The sequence below is a fragment of the Psychrobacter immobilis genome, from assembly GCF_003148585.1.
In the GTDB taxonomy this organism is placed as follows: domain Bacteria; phylum Pseudomonadota; class Gammaproteobacteria; order Pseudomonadales; family Moraxellaceae; genus Psychrobacter; species Psychrobacter immobilis.
Genome location: NZ_QGGM01000004.1, coordinates 16,319 through 32,401, shown reverse-complemented (window position 1 = coordinate 32,401; position 16,083 = coordinate 16,319). Strand labels below are relative to the sequence as shown.

General features: G+C 42.6%; 15 protein-coding genes. 9 read left to right on the top strand and 6 right to left on the bottom strand.

The window, feature by feature from the left end; translation table 11 throughout:
* Positions 1–29: 29 nt before the first annotated feature.
* The 5 genes from C8D84_RS04925 to C8D84_RS04905 all read left to right on the top strand — a co-directional run bounded on the left by C8D84_RS04925 (position 30) and on the right by C8D84_RS04905 (position 4,430).
* On the top strand, positions 30–1,094 hold the full coding sequence (locus tag C8D84_RS04925; protein WP_109590517.1) for a YheT family hydrolase: 1,065 nt from the start codon (positions 30–32) through the stop codon (positions 1,092–1,094).
* A 44-nt stretch (positions 1,095–1,138) separates the two neighbouring features.
* Positions 1,139–1,681: an acyl-CoA thioesterase gene (locus tag C8D84_RS04920; RefSeq protein WP_060490140.1), complete on the top strand. Its 543-nt coding sequence runs from the start codon at positions 1,139–1,141 to the stop codon at positions 1,679–1,681.
* A gap of 183 nt (positions 1,682–1,864) precedes the next feature.
* On the top strand, positions 1,865–2,242 hold the full coding sequence (locus tag C8D84_RS04915) for a DsrE family protein (RefSeq protein WP_109590515.1): 378 nt from the start codon (positions 1,865–1,867) through the stop codon (positions 2,240–2,242).
* Positions 2,243–2,494: 252 nt separating this feature from the next.
* Complete coding sequence (locus C8D84_RS04910) at positions 2,495–3,247, top strand: hypothetical protein (protein ID WP_109590513.1); 753 nt, start codon at positions 2,495–2,497, stop codon at positions 3,245–3,247.
* 139 nt (positions 3,248–3,386) lie between these two features.
* On the top strand, positions 3,387–4,430 hold the full coding sequence (locus tag C8D84_RS04905) for an NAD(P)H-dependent flavin oxidoreductase (RefSeq protein WP_109590511.1): 1,044 nt from the start codon (positions 3,387–3,389) through the stop codon (positions 4,428–4,430).
* A gap of 25 nt (positions 4,431–4,455) precedes the next feature.
* On the opposite strand, the gene C8D84_RS04900 is transcribed toward C8D84_RS04905, so the two are convergent.
* Positions 4,456–5,160, bottom strand: a complete 705-nt coding sequence (locus C8D84_RS04900; protein WP_109590509.1) for an aspartate/glutamate racemase family protein — start codon at positions 5,158–5,160, stop codon at positions 4,456–4,458.
* A gap of 260 nt (positions 5,161–5,420) precedes the next feature.
* On the opposite strand from C8D84_RS04900, the gene C8D84_RS04895 reads away from it, so the two are divergent.
* The gene (locus C8D84_RS04895) at positions 5,421–5,675 is read left to right on the top strand and encodes a DUF2798 domain-containing protein (protein ID WP_045442930.1); all 255 of its coding nucleotides are present in this window, start codon (positions 5,421–5,423) and stop codon (positions 5,673–5,675) included.
* A gap of 441 nt (positions 5,676–6,116) precedes the next feature.
* On the opposite strand, the gene oppF is transcribed toward C8D84_RS04895, so the two are convergent.
* The 5 genes from oppF to C8D84_RS04870 form a co-directional block, all read right to left on the bottom strand.
* A complete protein-coding gene (gene oppF, locus C8D84_RS04890) occupies positions 6,117–7,145 on the bottom strand; it encodes a murein tripeptide/oligopeptide ABC transporter ATP binding protein OppF (RefSeq protein WP_109590507.1) in 1,029 nt (342 codons plus the stop codon).
* Between the two features lie 3 nt (positions 7,146–7,148).
* A complete protein-coding gene (gene oppD / locus C8D84_RS04885; protein WP_280513820.1) occupies positions 7,149–8,354 on the bottom strand; it encodes an oligopeptide ABC transporter ATP-binding protein OppD in 1,206 nt (401 codons plus the stop codon).
* A 12-nt stretch (positions 8,355–8,366) separates the two neighbouring features.
* Positions 8,367–9,272, bottom strand: a complete 906-nt coding sequence (oppC, locus tag C8D84_RS04880) for an oligopeptide ABC transporter permease OppC (RefSeq protein ID WP_060490135.1) — start codon at positions 9,270–9,272, stop codon at positions 8,367–8,369.
* A gap of 90 nt (positions 9,273–9,362) precedes the next feature.
* The gene (oppB, locus tag C8D84_RS04875; protein WP_109590505.1) at positions 9,363–10,283 is read right to left on the bottom strand and encodes an oligopeptide ABC transporter permease OppB; all 921 of its coding nucleotides are present in this window, start codon (positions 10,281–10,283) and stop codon (positions 9,363–9,365) included.
* A 301-nt stretch (positions 10,284–10,584) separates the two neighbouring features.
* On the bottom strand, positions 10,585–12,252 hold the full coding sequence (locus C8D84_RS04870; protein WP_227675998.1) for an ABC transporter substrate-binding protein: 1,668 nt from the start codon (positions 12,250–12,252) through the stop codon (positions 10,585–10,587).
* Positions 12,253–13,109: 857 nt separating this feature from the next.
* Here C8D84_RS04870 and C8D84_RS04860 point away from each other — a divergent pair.
* From C8D84_RS04860 to C8D84_RS04850, 3 genes are read left to right on the top strand one after another with little or no spacing between them, the layout of a single operon-like run.
* On the top strand, positions 13,110–14,162 hold the full coding sequence (locus C8D84_RS04860; RefSeq protein WP_109590503.1) for a DUF2157 domain-containing protein: 1,053 nt from the start codon (positions 13,110–13,112) through the stop codon (positions 14,160–14,162).
* Entirely contained in the window at positions 14,155–15,363 is a 1,209-nt protein-coding gene (locus C8D84_RS04855; protein WP_109590501.1) for a DUF4401 domain-containing protein, read from the top strand. Before C8D84_RS04860 ends, C8D84_RS04855 begins: the two co-directional genes overlap by 8 nt.
* Positions 15,360–16,040, top strand: coding sequence for a GDYXXLXY domain-containing protein (locus tag C8D84_RS04850; RefSeq protein ID WP_109590499.1), 681 nt, complete (start codon positions 15,360–15,362; stop codon positions 16,038–16,040). Before C8D84_RS04855 ends, C8D84_RS04850 begins: the two co-directional genes overlap by 4 nt.
* Positions 16,041–16,083: the final 43 nt, after the last annotated feature.

The window sequence follows — 16,083 nt, the reverse complement described above, 5'->3', positions numbered from 1 at the left end:
TTTTAACGCCCATTAAATAAGATACCTTTATGCCAACCTCAAATTCGCCAACTTCAAAACCGAGCCAACCCTTCTCTCCAGCGCCTTTTAAACCACCCTTTTGGCTAACCAATCCACATCTACAAAGCATCTTGCCTAAGTTTTTTGCCCCTAAAGCACCCACTTATCGCCGTGTGGTCGAAAAAGACTCATTGGATGAAAGTGATATTGCTTATGACTTTTATGATGCGCATCCTATCGCCACCGTAGAAAACGGCGGACGTCAGCAAACGCCATTAATCGTGCTATTCCACGGTATGGAAGGCAGCAGCGATAGCCATTATGCACGTGCTTTGGCGCATCAAATACATGCGCAAGGCTGGCACTTTGTGGTGGCGCACTTCCGCAGTTGTGGCGGCATTCCTGCTAATGGTCGGGTTTTTTATAATGCGGGTGATACCGATGAGGTGCATCACGCGCTGCAAAACCTAAGTCAACAGTACGCCAATATTTATGCAGTTGGGGTATCACTGGGCGGCAATGCTTTGGCGAAATACATGGGCGAATATGTTGACAAAGCAATCTGCCAAGGCGCGGCTGTGATTTCTGCGCCAGTTGATATGTCATCAGCGGCGCTTAGTATGCACAGCTTTTTGAGCCATCGAATTTACACCCCTTATTTGCTCAACCCGATTATCAAAAAAGCCTTAGCCAATGACATCAGCAAAGAAGAGATCGACTCGATCAAAGCGGTCAATCGCATCAGTGACTTTGACGATATCTTTACCGCGCCGCGTCACGGCTACCGCTCTAATAACCACTACTATCAAGCCTCATCAGCCCTGCCTTATTTAATAAAAGTAACGAAACCATTGTTACTTATTAGTGCCAAAGACGACCCCTTCCTTGGTTTTACCGCCACGCCAAACGATGTGTCTGACAGTGTCACTATCTTAGACACTGAGCATGGCGGGCATGTGGGCTTTATTCGTTATCGCTCTGATAAAGACAAATCGCCGCATCTTTATAAAAAATCAAGATTTGATATCAACTGGATACCTGAAACTGTGAGCACTTATTTTAATCATATCGGTGTAGCATCTAATAAGCCCTAAAATAAGAATACTCACTTTACCTTTTACTCTTTTGAGATTGCACTATGTATCCATTTATCCGTTATGCCAGCACCATCGCCCACGCCGCGCTACAAGTCAAAAAAGGCAATACCTTAACGTTTAAAGATACGAGTGAGATTAGCTTTCGCTGTCGCCTGACAGATATTGATAATTTCTTAGAGATGAATAATGGTCGCGTACTTACCCTTTTTGATATGGGTCGTACTGACTTCGCGGTGCGTAGCGGGCTTGGACGTCAACTGCTCAAGCAGCGTTGGGGCTTGGTCGTCGCTGGCAGTACCATCCAATATCGAAAGCGGATTCGCGCTTTTGATAAGGTCACCATGAAAACGCATATCGTCGGCTTTGATGAGCGTTGGATATATATCGAGCAGTCGATGTGGGTAAAAGGCAAACCTTGCTCCTCTGCGCTACTGCGGACGGGCGTGACTGAAAAAGGTAAGGTGATAGAAACAGCACGTGTATTAGCCTCATTGGGGCAAGCAGATTGGCAGTTGCCACCGAGTGGCTATGTGGCAGAATGGATCGTCAGTGATGCTGATCGCCCGTGGCCACCGCAAAGTTAGCATTTATTTTTTAACGTGATTCATAAGTCACAAACACCTATTCACAATCAGTTAACCTTATAACTACTATTTCCTAACAATACATTATATAAATACATATATTAAATGTTAGGATAGTAGTGAGCATCATACTCAGCTCAACTAAATACTATCTAATTAAAACAGTCTTATAAGGAGAATAATATGGCTAACACGACGGATTATGTCGGTACGTTATTTGATAATAGTGAATCAAATCCAAGCAAAATCACCTTAGCATTTACTATGGCTGGCGTGGCACTTAAAAAAGGTCATTCTGCCTCAGTGATATTGATGGTGGACGCGGTACATTTGGCACTGCCCAACGCTTTAGATAAGGTCAATATTGGCGCACCATTTGAACCTGCGGGCGAATTGCTAGAAGTCTTTATCGAAAAAGGCGGTCAAGTACTGGTCTGCGGCGCATGTATGAAGCACAACGGCGTGGAAGAATCTGCCATCGACAAACGCTTTGAAGTGATCAGTGGTGATGATGTGGTTGAGCTGTTGATGAATGCAAAAGGGTCATTGCAGTTGAATTAAGTTTTTTTCAGAGTTCTAACACTGAGTTAGTTCTCTTAGCTGTCTTTTTCACGGCTTTAGGGACTGACTCTTTTTTTTGAAAATTTAATAATATTTCATAAGATTCACTAATTCATAAGCTTCACTAATTAGGTATATACAAGTTGCCGACCTTAGCTAGAACCTATGCTTATGGATGGGTAGAAAGTAGTAAAGTGATATGAGCTATAGTATATTTAGATTCCATTTTCTTAGGTTTTGGCCATATCTATAATGAAGATTAAATCAGCTAACGTTTTCCTTAGTTTTCTTTTACCCGCTATGCTTTTAACAGGGTGTTCAGAGCTTTCTACAAATACCAATGGATATATTACTAATGAAAATAACAAGCCTTTCTATTTGGAGTTTGATAGTAGTAAAGCAGATAGCCTTAATGTAATAAAATATAGTCAACTGACTACTGATACATTCAAACTATTTTGTGGGAGTGATGCTTTTACTACTTTACCTAATTGGTCAATATATGATGGCGAGCCTATGGAGTCGATTGCAAGTATCGATATCTCACATATATATTTAACCTTCGACGATAGAGAACGCTTACAAAGGCTACTTCTTGTGGAAACTGTCGATACTAAGGACGAACAAAAACAAGTATATGATAAAGCCAAAAAATATCTCGACCAAAACTATAATCAAACTAAATCACATCCATTACGCACACTAAACATGACTACTAATGAAGTGGTTAGAAGTGATAAAGATAACTCTTATACTGGTTGGGTCAGCTACGATGTTGTTTCTTATAAGACTAAAAATGGTTATATTAGTATAAATAAAGGTTCGGTAGGAGCTGTGGTACCTCCTTCAAATATACAACCAAGTACAAATGGACTATACAAAGAATATATTAGTCTTGGAAATAAGCTACCTAAGTGGGAAAACGATGATTCAGAGCTTTTAGATGTAAAAGTTAGATATTTTTCAAATTCGTTTTCAGATATGTATGACAAAAAATGTAGTTGATTCACTTAACTACAAAGCCGTAGTCAAAACTCACCCTTCCTATTCAGCAACTAAATAAACACTATCCAACATACTCTTTGTCCTGTTCTGTTAAAGTAAGTGAGATAAAAATTCTAATAACAGACAAAGGAAGCCCGTTATGACCTTACTGAATACCCTTAATTTGACCCACGCTATCGTTCAAGCACCTATGGCAGGCGCAACCACCCCTGAGCTGGCAGCGACGGTGAGTAACTTTGGTGGACTGGGTTCATTGGGATCGGGCATGACGCCGCCAGAGGTTTTGCATAGCCATATTGACACCATTAAATCGCTCACCGATCGCCCTTTTATGATTAATTTAATGGTATTGTCTGAGCATGAGTCGAGCACCTTTGATACCGAAATCCCTGCTTGGCTAAGTCATTACTATCAAGAAAACAATATAGAGTTTGCGCTACCTGAGCGCCCAGCGCTAAGCTTCGCGGATCAGCTACAAGTGCTCTATGACAATCCTGTTCCTGTCGCTAGCTTTACCTTTGGTATTATTAGTGCCGAGCAAGTTCAACATCTGCAAGGTCTAGGCACGCGCGTCATCGGTACTGCCAATCATCCATTAGAAGCGAAAGCATGGAGCGATATTGGTGCTGATGCGGTATGTGTACAAGGGGTCGAAGCGGGTGGACATCGCGGTGGCTGGCTCGCGCAAAGTGAAAACGATCCATTGGGATTATTGACGCTAATTAGTCAAACGCGCGCGTGTACCGATATTCCGTTAATTGCAGCAGGTGGCATCATGACTGGGCAAGATATCAAAGCGGTACAAACGGCTGGCGCTGAGCTGGCGCAAATCGGAACGGCGTTTTTGACCACAGATAAATGCGGCATTAATGACATTTATAAGCAAGCGCTACTCGACGCTAGTGAAGATAAGCGCAGTACTGAGACACGCTTAACGAGACTGTTTTCAGGTAAACAAGCTCGTGGTTTATTAAATGATTATTTGCGTGATTTTGCTCGCTTTGAAAGCGCGCATGAGCTACCGCCCTATCCACAATTGAATGCGATGACCAAATTTTTGCGTGGTCATGCAACCAATAATCTTCACCCGGAGTATCAGTCTTTATGGGCAGGACAAGGCGTCGCTTTGGTCAGACAAGAGCGCACGATTGAGCTGTTAGAGCGCTTGGTCAAAACGTTATAGGCTTAAATATTTTTATCAGTCCGTGCTACTCTAATAAAAAATCCACCGCTGCCGCTGCATGAATCAAAGTGGTATCAAATACGGGAATTGGGCTGTCTGCTTGTTTAATAAGCAGTCCAATTTCTGTACAGCCTAAGATGACGCCCTCTGCGCCTTGATCTGCTAAATCTTTAATTACCTGCTGATAATACTGGCGCGAGCTGTCTTTAAATTGACCGACGCACAGCTCTTTTTTGATAATTCGATGTACCTCTGCTCGTGCATCACTCTCTGGTATCAACACTTGAAGCCCTGCATCCACCAAACGCTGCCTATAAAAATCTTCCGTCATCGTAAACTGAGTGCCCAGTAAAGCAATTTTAGACAGATTCTGTTTTTTGATGGCGGCAATAGTGGCATCAGCGATATGAATAACGGGTAAATGCGTCGCGGCTTGCACATCATCGAGTAATTTATGCATTGTATTAGAGGCAATCAAGAGCCCTTGTACGCCAGCGGCTTGCAAACGCTGAGCACTGCTGGCCATGATTACACCCAGCGCTGCCCATTCATCTTGCTCTTGGTGCTTATTAATCAACGCAAAGTCTACGCTATGTATGAATAAATCTGCTGAATGTAATCCACCCAGCTTATCCTTGACACCCTCATTTATCAGCCGATAATAGCTCTCGGTACTCTCCCAACTCATACCACCGATGATGCCCAATGTTCGCTGCTTGTGCACGGTCATTTTATTGCCTTATTTGTGAGTCGTAATCGATTTTATCGTAGCAAAATTAATCATCTTTAGTTTTTTATTTTTCAGGAATTTTTATTTTGATGCATGAGACAACAGTCATTAAAATATAACGAATGCCACCATTGATAATAACGATTTTATCCACTCAACAACATACGATATCATGGTTAGTAATGACGACACATGACGCTACGCAACATCGTTCATCGTTCATCAAATGCCACCATCACCATGTAGGACACCTCCACACTATGGCAAAATTCCCTACCATTAGAATACGCACACGGCGCAAGTACTACCGGCTTATTTTCACCTTTTTAATGGCATTGCTAATGTCCACGATTATCTCAACTGCATTGCTGCTGATCAATGTAGGATTCGTCGATGGGTTCTTTATCACGCTGTTTCACTCATGGAAATATGCCTTTATAGTCGCGTGGCCGAGCGCTTATATTTGCGCCTATCTCATCCAAGAGCATTTGCTCAGTCGTATTGAGTTTTATTGAACCAGCTAGAAGTTAAAGTATGAGAAAGCCATGAGAAAGCATTGCTGTGAGCTGATGGTAAATCATCATGCCGCTATGAATTAAGAAATCTGTGGCTGTATACACAGCCTTGCTGAAGGTATTTTATGCGAAGATAAAAGGGTGTTTTTTGATTGGGTATTAAGGATGTTGAGTCATCTTATGATAAGTGACTGGATCTGGATAAAAGGCTTTCATGACCTTCCTAATTACTCCCGTAATAAGTCAATCTCCAAGCCCACCATCGTGGTCAGCTAACAATATTACTTAATGAAATGGCTATTGATATCGGTGAAACTGATTGATTGATACTAACTGCTGACGTTTAAAACCAATGAGCAAAAACATTAGACTGTATTAAGAGCATTTGAATAAGTCCGCCTGCTTTTAATACCGTCAATATTCATAAACCAAAAACCACTTTTAAGCCACCTCGACCTTATTCTTTAAACAAGCCACTCGGTGATTTATGGTGCCTTCTAACACGGGTTTAATCTGTGCGCATTCTTCATCAGCTAGTGGACAACGGGTACGAAAAACGCAACCTGACGGCGGATTGATTGGACTGGGTAAATCACCCTCTAATAACTGAATGACCTTTTTACGTTCAGCAATAGGGTCAGGTAGCGGTACAGCAGACATCAGTGCTTTGGTATAGGGATGAGTCGGATTGCCGTATACGGCTTTGTTCAAACCCAGCTCGGCGGCGTTGCCTAAATACATGACCAAGACTCGATCAGCAATGTGCTTAATCACAGAAAGATCATGGGCAATGAAGATAAGCGCTAACCCCATCTCTTCTTGCACATCTTGCAATAAATTAATGACCTGCGCCTGAATCGAGACATCAAGGGCGGATACTGGTTCATCACAGATAATAATTTTGGGCTTTAATATCAGTGCTCGAGCAATGCCTATTCGCTGGCACTGACCACCTGAAAACTCATGCGGATATCGGTTAATTTGATTGGACAGTAACCCCACCTTTTTCATGATGGCGCGTACCTCGTTTTGCACCTCAGGCTTCTTCATTTCAGGATAATAAGTACGAAGAGGCTCGGCGATAATATCCCCTACAGTCATGCGCGGGTTAAGTGATGCCAGCGGATCTTGAAAGATCATTTGAATGTCTTTTCGCTTTAATCTCATGGTCTTTTTGGACGCACCCACCATCTCTTCATCACAAAACTTGATACTGCCAGAATCAGCTTGTATCAATCCGATGATAGTACGAGCGAGTGTTGATTTGCCGCAGCCTGATTCGCCTACCACCCCTAAAGTCTCACCAGCAAATAGCTCAAACGATACCCCATTAACTGCTTTTAGAGTGACAGGCTTCTGCCAAAAGTAAGTACCTTTTTGTTTGATATTAAAAGTGGTATGAATGTCCTTTACTTGCAATAACGGTGCTGGATTATTGCTTTTGGCGCTATCTAAATTCTGTATCATCATGAGCTAGCCCTCCATCCCTGATTGATTATTGGCATCGATATCTGCTGAGCTATCTAGTGAGTGATCAACGGGTGTTTCAGGGTGCCAGTGACAAGCGCGTTGACGCTCGTTCGGTAGAAATTCCAGCGGTGGCGGTGTATCACAGCAGATCTCCATCGCATGAGAACAACGCTCATAAAAAGGGCAGCCTGCTGGCAAATCTAATAAATTTGGTGGACTACCTGGAATGGTTTCAAGCTTGCCCATATCGTTATTTAAACGCGGAATCGCTTTTAGTAATCCAATAGTATATGGATGACTTGGGGCATAAAAAATCTCTTCAGTCTCTCCATACGCCATGGTACGCCCAGCATACATCACTAGTACTCGATCACAGATACCCGCCACAACCCCCAAATCATGGGTAATCATAATAATGGTTGTGCCAAAGTCGCGTTTTAGCTCGTTTAATAGAACCATAATCTGTGCCTGAACAGTAACGTCGAGCGCGGTGGTCGGCTCATCAGCAATCAACAGCTTAGGGCGACATAATAATGCCATCGCAATCATGACCCGCTGACGCATACCACCAGAGAACTCATGCGGATACATGCCAATACGGTTTTTGGCTTCTGGAATCTTAACCGCGTCTAGCATTCGTATGGATTCGGCCCAAGCGTCTTTTTTACTCATGCCTTTATGTAAAATCAATACTTCAGCGAGCTGGTCGCCTATCTTCATATAAGGATTTAATGAGGTCATCGGATCTTGAAAGATCATCGCGATCTGCTCGGCGCGAATTTTATTTAGTGCTTTTTGTGACAATCCTAGTAGCTCATTACTCTCAAAGCGTACCGAACCTTTGGCATAACCGTTATTTGCCAGTAGCCCCATAATAGCAAACGCTGTCTGCGACTTACCTGAACCGGACTCACCAACAATACCTAAGGTTTCGCCTTCATGTAGGTTAAAATTTAAGCCATTAACTGCCGTTACCAGACCCTCTTCGGTCGTGAACTGTACCGATAAATCTTTGACTGCTAACAAGGTGTTTTCTGCGTTAGGTGGCTTATCGAGCGCTGAACCAGTACCCATCTTAAAGGTAGTAGACTCTATTTTCTCAGGAGCACTAGGCGCGTTGGCGGCGTTATGAATCTTTTGAGTGGCTATGTTTCTATCTTCCATACTTTTACCCTCCATGCTTTTATCCTTCATGCTTTGGTTTTTCATGATGTCACCCTCTTAGCGGTCTTTAGGGTCAAACGCATCACGCAGACCGTCGCCAATAAAGTTAAAGCAAAATAAAGTAATGACCAAAAAAGCTGAAGGAATCAGAATCTGCCAAGGTGCTACCTGCATGGTTTTTGAGCCTTCTTGCAACAGCGCCCCCCAACTGGTCATCGGCTCTTGAACACCAAGTCCCAAAAAGCTTAAAAATGACTCAAACAAAATCATCGTTGGCACTAATAAAGAGGCATAAACCACCACCACCCCGAGTACATTGGGCACGATGTGGCGTAAGATAATATTAAAGCCTGATACGCCGCCTACGTGCGCAGCTTCGATAAACTCTTTACTCTTCAGGCTTAGCGTTTGCCCGCGAACGATACGCGCAACATCCAGCCACGATACCAGTCCAATCGCCACAAAGATTAAGATAAGGTTACGACCAAAGATAGTGACTAATAAAATCACAAAAAACATAAAGGGGAAGGCGCTTAAAATCTCTAATACACGCATCATCACGGTATCGACTTTGCCACCAAGATAGCCTGACGTTGCACCGTATATCGTACCGAAAATCACTGCAACCGTAGCGCCGGCGACGCCTACCATCAAGGAGATACGACCACCTACTGCGGTTCGCACTAACAAATCACGACCGAGTGAATCAGTACCGAAGTAGTGCTTATTATCGATGGCTGGCGCGGACTGCATAAAGTTCCAGTCGGTTTCGGCATAACCAAAAGGTGCTAACATCGGTACAAAGATGACGAAAGCAGCCACGAGTAGCAAGATAAAAAGACTGGCTACGGCGGCCTTGTTGCGATAAAAACGGCGCTTAGCATCTTGCAAAAGGCTGCGGCCTTTGATTTCCTGAGCCCCTATTTCTGCTAGGTCAGTTGTCTGGTCTGCGGTAAGGCTCATAGTCGTCCTTTTAATAATCTATTTAGCATAATAATAATGAATGATACCTATCAAACCGTATTGGAATGATAATGCGCTTAAATGGTCGCCTTAATACTGAATCTTTGGATCAATTACCGCGTATAAAATATCGACGATAGCATTAAAGGCAATGGTCAATACCCCGACTAAAATGGTCAAACTAAGCACTACCCCATAATCACGATTGAGTGCGCCGTTAATGAATAACTGTCCGATACCAGGTAAACCAAAGATAGTCTCAATCACAATAGAGCCTGTAATAATACCGACAAAGGCTGGGCCCAAATAAGAGATAACGGGTAGTAGTGCGGGTCTCAGCGCATGCCTCATCACTATTTGGTGCATCGGCAAACCTTTCGCCTTAGCCGTTCGGATATACTGGCTATTCATCACCTCGATCATCGAGCCGCGCATGATACGAGCAATACTCGCAACATAAGCGAGCGCTAAAGCGGCGACTGGTAATACAAGGTTTTTGAGTGCCCCGTCATTCCAGCCACCAGCTGGTAGCCATTGCAAAATAATGGCAAAAATCAGCACTAATAATGGCGCTTTAACGAAGCTTGGAATCACAACGCCTGTCATAGCAAAGGCCATCAGTACGTAGTCTATCCATGAGTTTTGCTTAAGGGCTGCGATAACACCGAAGATAAGTCCTAAGACCAATGCCAATATAAAAGCGTACAGACCCAACTCCATAGAGACAGGAAACGACTGCGACAATAGCTCGTTAACCGTATAATCTTTATACTTAAAAGACGGTCCAAAGTCGCCTACCGCTAGCTGCTTTAGATAATTAACATACTGTAGCCACATAGGATCGTTAAGATTGTATTTGGCCTCGATATTTGCCAGTACCGCAGGTGGCAAGCTACGCTCACCCGTAAACGGACTGCCTGGCGCCAAACGCATCATAAAAAAGGAGACCGTGATCAATACAAATAAGGTCGGAATGGCCTCTAAGATACGCCGAAAAATCAGTTTTAGCATAATGCCTCTTTTATAATGATGCTTATTTTTCAGCTAAATTAAAATGAGATAACTAGCACAAACCTAACGCCCAGTTATCACTCAACTAGCAATATTCAATGACTTGGTTTTAAATAAACGATCGATAATCGTCGTTTATAAATAACAAAAGTTTCATTTAACACGCCTAATAAGAGTGGCTGTGAAAAATGAAACTAATGACGCTATCAGCGTTACTTGATAAGAGCGATAAATGAAACCAGCTGCTTTTACCGCCCTCAGACATTCAATCGATAGAATTATTCAGCGATCAGTCAAACGATTAGTGCTTAGCAATTGAGAGATTTTTTACCTGCCAATTGTCTAATATATCCTTAGTTGGAAACCCAATGACATAAGGTTTTACTAGACGCGGGCTGACGTAATGATAAATGTTAAGTAAACCCATATCTTGATCGAGCTGAGCTTCAGCTTGCTTGTATAGATTGGCACGCTGCTCAGGGCTAACGCCAGCTTTCAGCGTTTGCGCCATTAAACTGTCAAAATTAGCGTTATTGTATTTACCGTAGTTGCCACTATTGTCAGATTTAGCAATATTTAAGAAAGCTGACGCTTCGTTATAATCACCACACCAGCCAGCACGCGCGATTTGATAATTACCATTACGGCGGGTATCTAAATAAGTTTTCCATTCTTTATTGGTCAAAGTCACATCGACGAAGCCGAGCGCTTGCTTCCATAATGAAGTAGCTGCGACCGCAGTCTTTTTATGATTGTCATTGGTGTTGTATAGCAGCTCAAAAGTCAGCGGATTGCTATCGCTATAGCCTGCTTCAGTGAGCAGTTTTTTGGCCTCAGTAACCCGCTTTTCTTGATCCCAAGTCGACCATTCTGGACTATTTGCAATATCGCCATTGGTGGCAGGGGGTGTCAACTGATAAGCGGCCGTCTGTCCTTGACCGATAACTTTATCCGCAATGGTGTCGCGGTCCAAAGCTAAGGCTAAAGCGCGGCGTACGTTGGGATCGTTGAACGGTGGCTTGACCGTATTAAACTCGTAATAATAAGTACAAAGATAAGGAGATACGGTTAGCTGATCGCCCACTTGCTCTTTAAGCGAAGCGAACTGCTCGGTTGGAATCTCATTGTAGGTCACATCGATTTCACCCGCCTGATAGCGTGCGACGTCAGTCGTACTAGAAGGAATCGGCAGGAAAGTGACGGTATCGATAGTCGTATTGGCATCGTCATAATAAGAAGCGTTGCGCGTTAAAACGATTTTGTCGTTAATTTGCCACTGGGTAGGCTTGTAAGGACCGTTAACCACGATGTTCTCAGGAGCTGTCCACTTATCACCAAAGGCTTCAACGGTCTTTTTATGAACGGGCTTGACTGAATTATGAATCAACATATCTGGGAAATAAGGCACGGGCTCTGATAACGTAATTTGCAAAGTTTTATCATCGATAGCCTTTACGCCAAGGGTTTCAATGCCAGCCTTACCATCAACGATTTTATCAGCGCCGACTACTTTGGCATCGACCAAATAGCTTGAATACGGCGACGCAGTATTTGGATCGACCAAGCGGCGCATACTGTAGACAAAATCCTCTGCCGTTACTGGATCATCATTTGACCATTTAGCATCGCGCAGCTTAAAGGTCCATACTTTATTGTCTTCGCTTTCCCAACTGGTTGCCATTGCTGGAATGGTCTTACCTTCGGCATCCGTATTGGTCAAACCTTCTAACATCTGGCGGCCAAGGGTAGATTCTGGTACACCCGATACTTTGTGTGGATCAAGTGATTCAGGTTCAGTACCATTATTGACGACGAGCGCTTGAGTATCAGCCAGTACATTAGGATCAACGGCAGCTGCTTGGCTGTCAGTGCCAGACTTATCGCTACTACAGCCAGTCATAGACATGGCGAGCGCAAGAGAGGTAGGCAAAAATATAGAGGACAAAAAGTGATTAGGAGTGCGCATCATATAATAGCTATCCTTGCTGGTCAGTGGCTAGGCGGATCAACTAAATAGTAGTGATTCGAGTTAATATATCCGTATATTGACTATGTTTATTAACAATATTTTAACTAACTATTGGTCATATTGTAGACAACTATTAGTAATTAAAAACGATACAAATGTCAATAAGTTTTAATTCCTCCCCGATACTAACAAGCAAAATAAGGTTGCAGTCAAAGCAGTTTCGACGACCAAAACTTAGATGTAACTACTATTAATTGAGTAACTTTTATAGCTATTTATTACCTTTCATCAGCAATATACTACCGTTCATTCGAAACCTGTCTTATTACTACTAACCTCCGTTTCTAAATCACTAATTATCACTGTCAAGTTAATGAAATCAATGCTATCAAGCAATAAAACCCTAGTAGATATGATGAATTTTATTTATAAGACTATTGTTAATAACTAATCATTTGATAGATTTTTTAAGCCGATGCTGATGAATAATAGTGTTATATTTTCGACACTCAAAATCAGATTTATTCGCTACTTAAAATCGTGCAATTTTTTGATTTTTGCAATTACTTATTTTTGTAAAAGCTGAGTAAGATCATGATAAAAATCACTAAATTTAGAATGAATACCTACCAATATCACTATTAATTCCTTTTTATAAAACTAATAACGCTGATCTCTTGATGAAATTTTGATTTTGTAGTCGCGTGGCCGAGCGCTTATATTTGCGCCTATCTCATCCAAGAGCATTTGCTCAGTCGTATTGAGTTTTATTGAGTAAAAAACTATAAACTTTAGTACACCCACCTCTCACAAAAAAGCTAAGATAAGCAACATCATCTTTTTATTTAGAGGACGCTATGAGCCAACCACGGCGTACTATCGAGCATTTACTCAAGCAAGGCATACTGCCATTGACGCATGCCAACGATGCAGCGATTCATTTGCAAGTCTATCCTAGCAAACGCTCATGGCTGGTCTTTTTTGATAAAGCCATGCTGATTATCGGGGCGATAGCGCTGGTATTATCGCTGGTGTTTTTTATTGCCTATAACTGGATAAATATGGGCAAAATGGGCAAGTTCGCTTTGGTCGAAGGGGCCTTGGTTATCACGGTTGCCCTTTACGTTGCACTGTCTTTTAGACAGAAATTTCAGCTGGTTCGGCAGTTATTATTGCTCATTGCCAGCGTGATTACGGGTAGCTTATTGGCGCTATTTGGGCAGGTTTATCAAACGGGTGCTGATACGTGGCAGCTGTTTTTTGGCTGGGCCGTATTGATTATTCCTTGGGTAATCATCGCCCGCTTCCCTGCGCTATGGTTATTATGGCTTGGGCTCGTCAATACTGGACTCATCTTATATTTCGGCGTTATGGACTTTGCCTTTGTTAGTTATTTTTATGAAGGTGTCTTACAAATAGGCGTGCTTGCCGCTGTTAATTTTGTGGCGCTAAACTTGTGGCTCGTGTTTATCGACCGTCAACCACCATCAGTCACACGCAGCCGATTTAAATCTGAGCTGGATTGGAGCGCTTATGTCGTCGGTTTACTCAACAGCTATTTTATTACCTACCTTGCCATTCTTTATGTCTTTGATGACGCCAATATTGTAATGATGCTAATCACTTTATTGCTATGGATGAGCTGGTGCGGATTTATGGTTTGGCGATTTTATTGGTATCGCATCAATCTATTAATGCTGACCTATTTATGTGGCTCTATCATTGTCGTGGTGATGTTTTGGGCGGGTAAGTTGTTTTTAGACAATTTTGATATGGGTGGTTTTCTCATCTTAGCCCTATTATTGATTGGCATGAGTTCAGCGGCGGTCGTTTGGCTGCGTCATGCGGCACGTTTAAACAGCGAAAACAATATACCCAGTGCTGTCGTCAAAGGAGGCAATCATGAGTAATGATATGAATAATCAATACTCGGACAATGTCCTTTTACAGCTGCAACAGCTTGGATTGATTGATGGAAATGTGATTGATGCCCGTACTGGTGAGACCAGCGCTAAGGCAACGATAGCGAATAATCACTCTCAAAACGATATTCCTTGGTTTATACAAATACTTTTTGGTCTTAGCGGTATTGTAGCGAGTCTGTTTCTAATCGCCTTTCTGTCTTTATTATTGTTCGGCATCGATGGCTTTGACAGCGTGATTGCCTTGTTAATTACAGGTCTAGTACTCAGCGCGGCAGGTTTTGTGCTGTTTAGAAACAAGCAAAGCCGTGATAATACCTTTATCAGTAGCCTAGCATTGGCTATTAGCTCGGCTGGGCAAGCCTACATTGCCTTTGCTTTATTTGATAATAATTTGTCACATCCTATAGATGTTTGGCTTTTTTTAATCGTGCAAGCCGTTATGACGGTCATTATGCCCAACCGTATCTATCGCCTATTGGGCAGCATAATGACGCTAGGTTTGACGGTTTATCTGCTTAACTATTATCATCTACCTGAGGTTAGCTTGGGATTATTGGCGCTGATTACGACTGGCAGCAACTTATCACGTTATTCTCTATTGCAGCGTATACCTAGTAAATGGCGCGCGGATGTTTTCGATATTATTAAAGCCATTGGTTACGCCAGCGCGCTGATGCTGTTGTGCGTTTCTGTGTACTTTATCGCCGCTGAACATAGCCATAGTCTTGCCTCTTATTATGGCGACACTTTTCGCTACAATTACTATTTCGCGCAAGTACTGCTTACACTTACCAGCCTTTATGCCGCTTATCTGATTCTAAAACGTTACGACGTTAAATTACTATCGGCAGCGGGACTCTTCATTGGTGGTGCGATTGCATTGCTTGGGATAATATCGATTTACGTCTCAGGACTGCTCGCGACCAGCCTTATCATCGTCATTGCGATCGCCAATAGCCAACGAGTGCTATTAGGTTTGGGTATCACCGCCTTGGTCAGCTATATATTTTGGTATTACTATCAGCTCGATACTTCGTTGCTAATCAAATCTCTCTCAATGCTAATCGTCGGACTGACCATGCTGATGGGGCGTTGGCTATTGATTAAACGCTATTTCGCTAACTCCCTTATCAACGATACTGATTTGACAATGAGCGCCAACGATCGTCAGGAGCGCCACTCATGAAAAATAAAATTTTGACTAAGCGCTTGATTGATGACACGTCACCATCCACGCATTGGCTAAAAAAACGAGCCGTTACGATTACGATTGCCCTACTTGGGTTAGCCTTGATATTGGTCGTAATGACGATGAATATCATCAAATACGAAACCCATCTCACCACTGGAAAAACGGTATTATTAGCACTTGCACCCGTTGATCCACGTGGTTTTATGCAAGGCGATTATATGACGTTAAGCTATGCGCTAGAGCGCGATATTTTTGATGCCATGCGACCAAAGCACCCTCATTCAACACAAGACGAATTAGGCTCAGAACTAGATGTAGAATTAGACGAGCTTGATACAGATTTTCGTATTTATGAGCCAAGCGACGGTTATGTCATTGTGAAAATCGATGATAATAATGTGGGGCATTTTGTCCGCTTAGCTGATAGTAATAGTCGTGAAGAGTTAACTAAAAGTGAGCTGCCCATTTATTACCGTATTCGTAACGGCAGTGTGCAATTGGCGACCAATGCGTTCTTCTTTCAAGAAGGTCATGCTGAGGCGTTTGAAGAGGCTGAATATGGTCTGTTTCGCGTCAATGACAAAGGCGAGCCATTACTCACGAATATGGTAGACAGTGATTTTACAGTCATCGTCGGCGACATGAGCCAAGAGGATAAAGCCTCTCAGTAGACGTTCACGCTGTGACTTATTATGCATTACTACTTATGCTTTA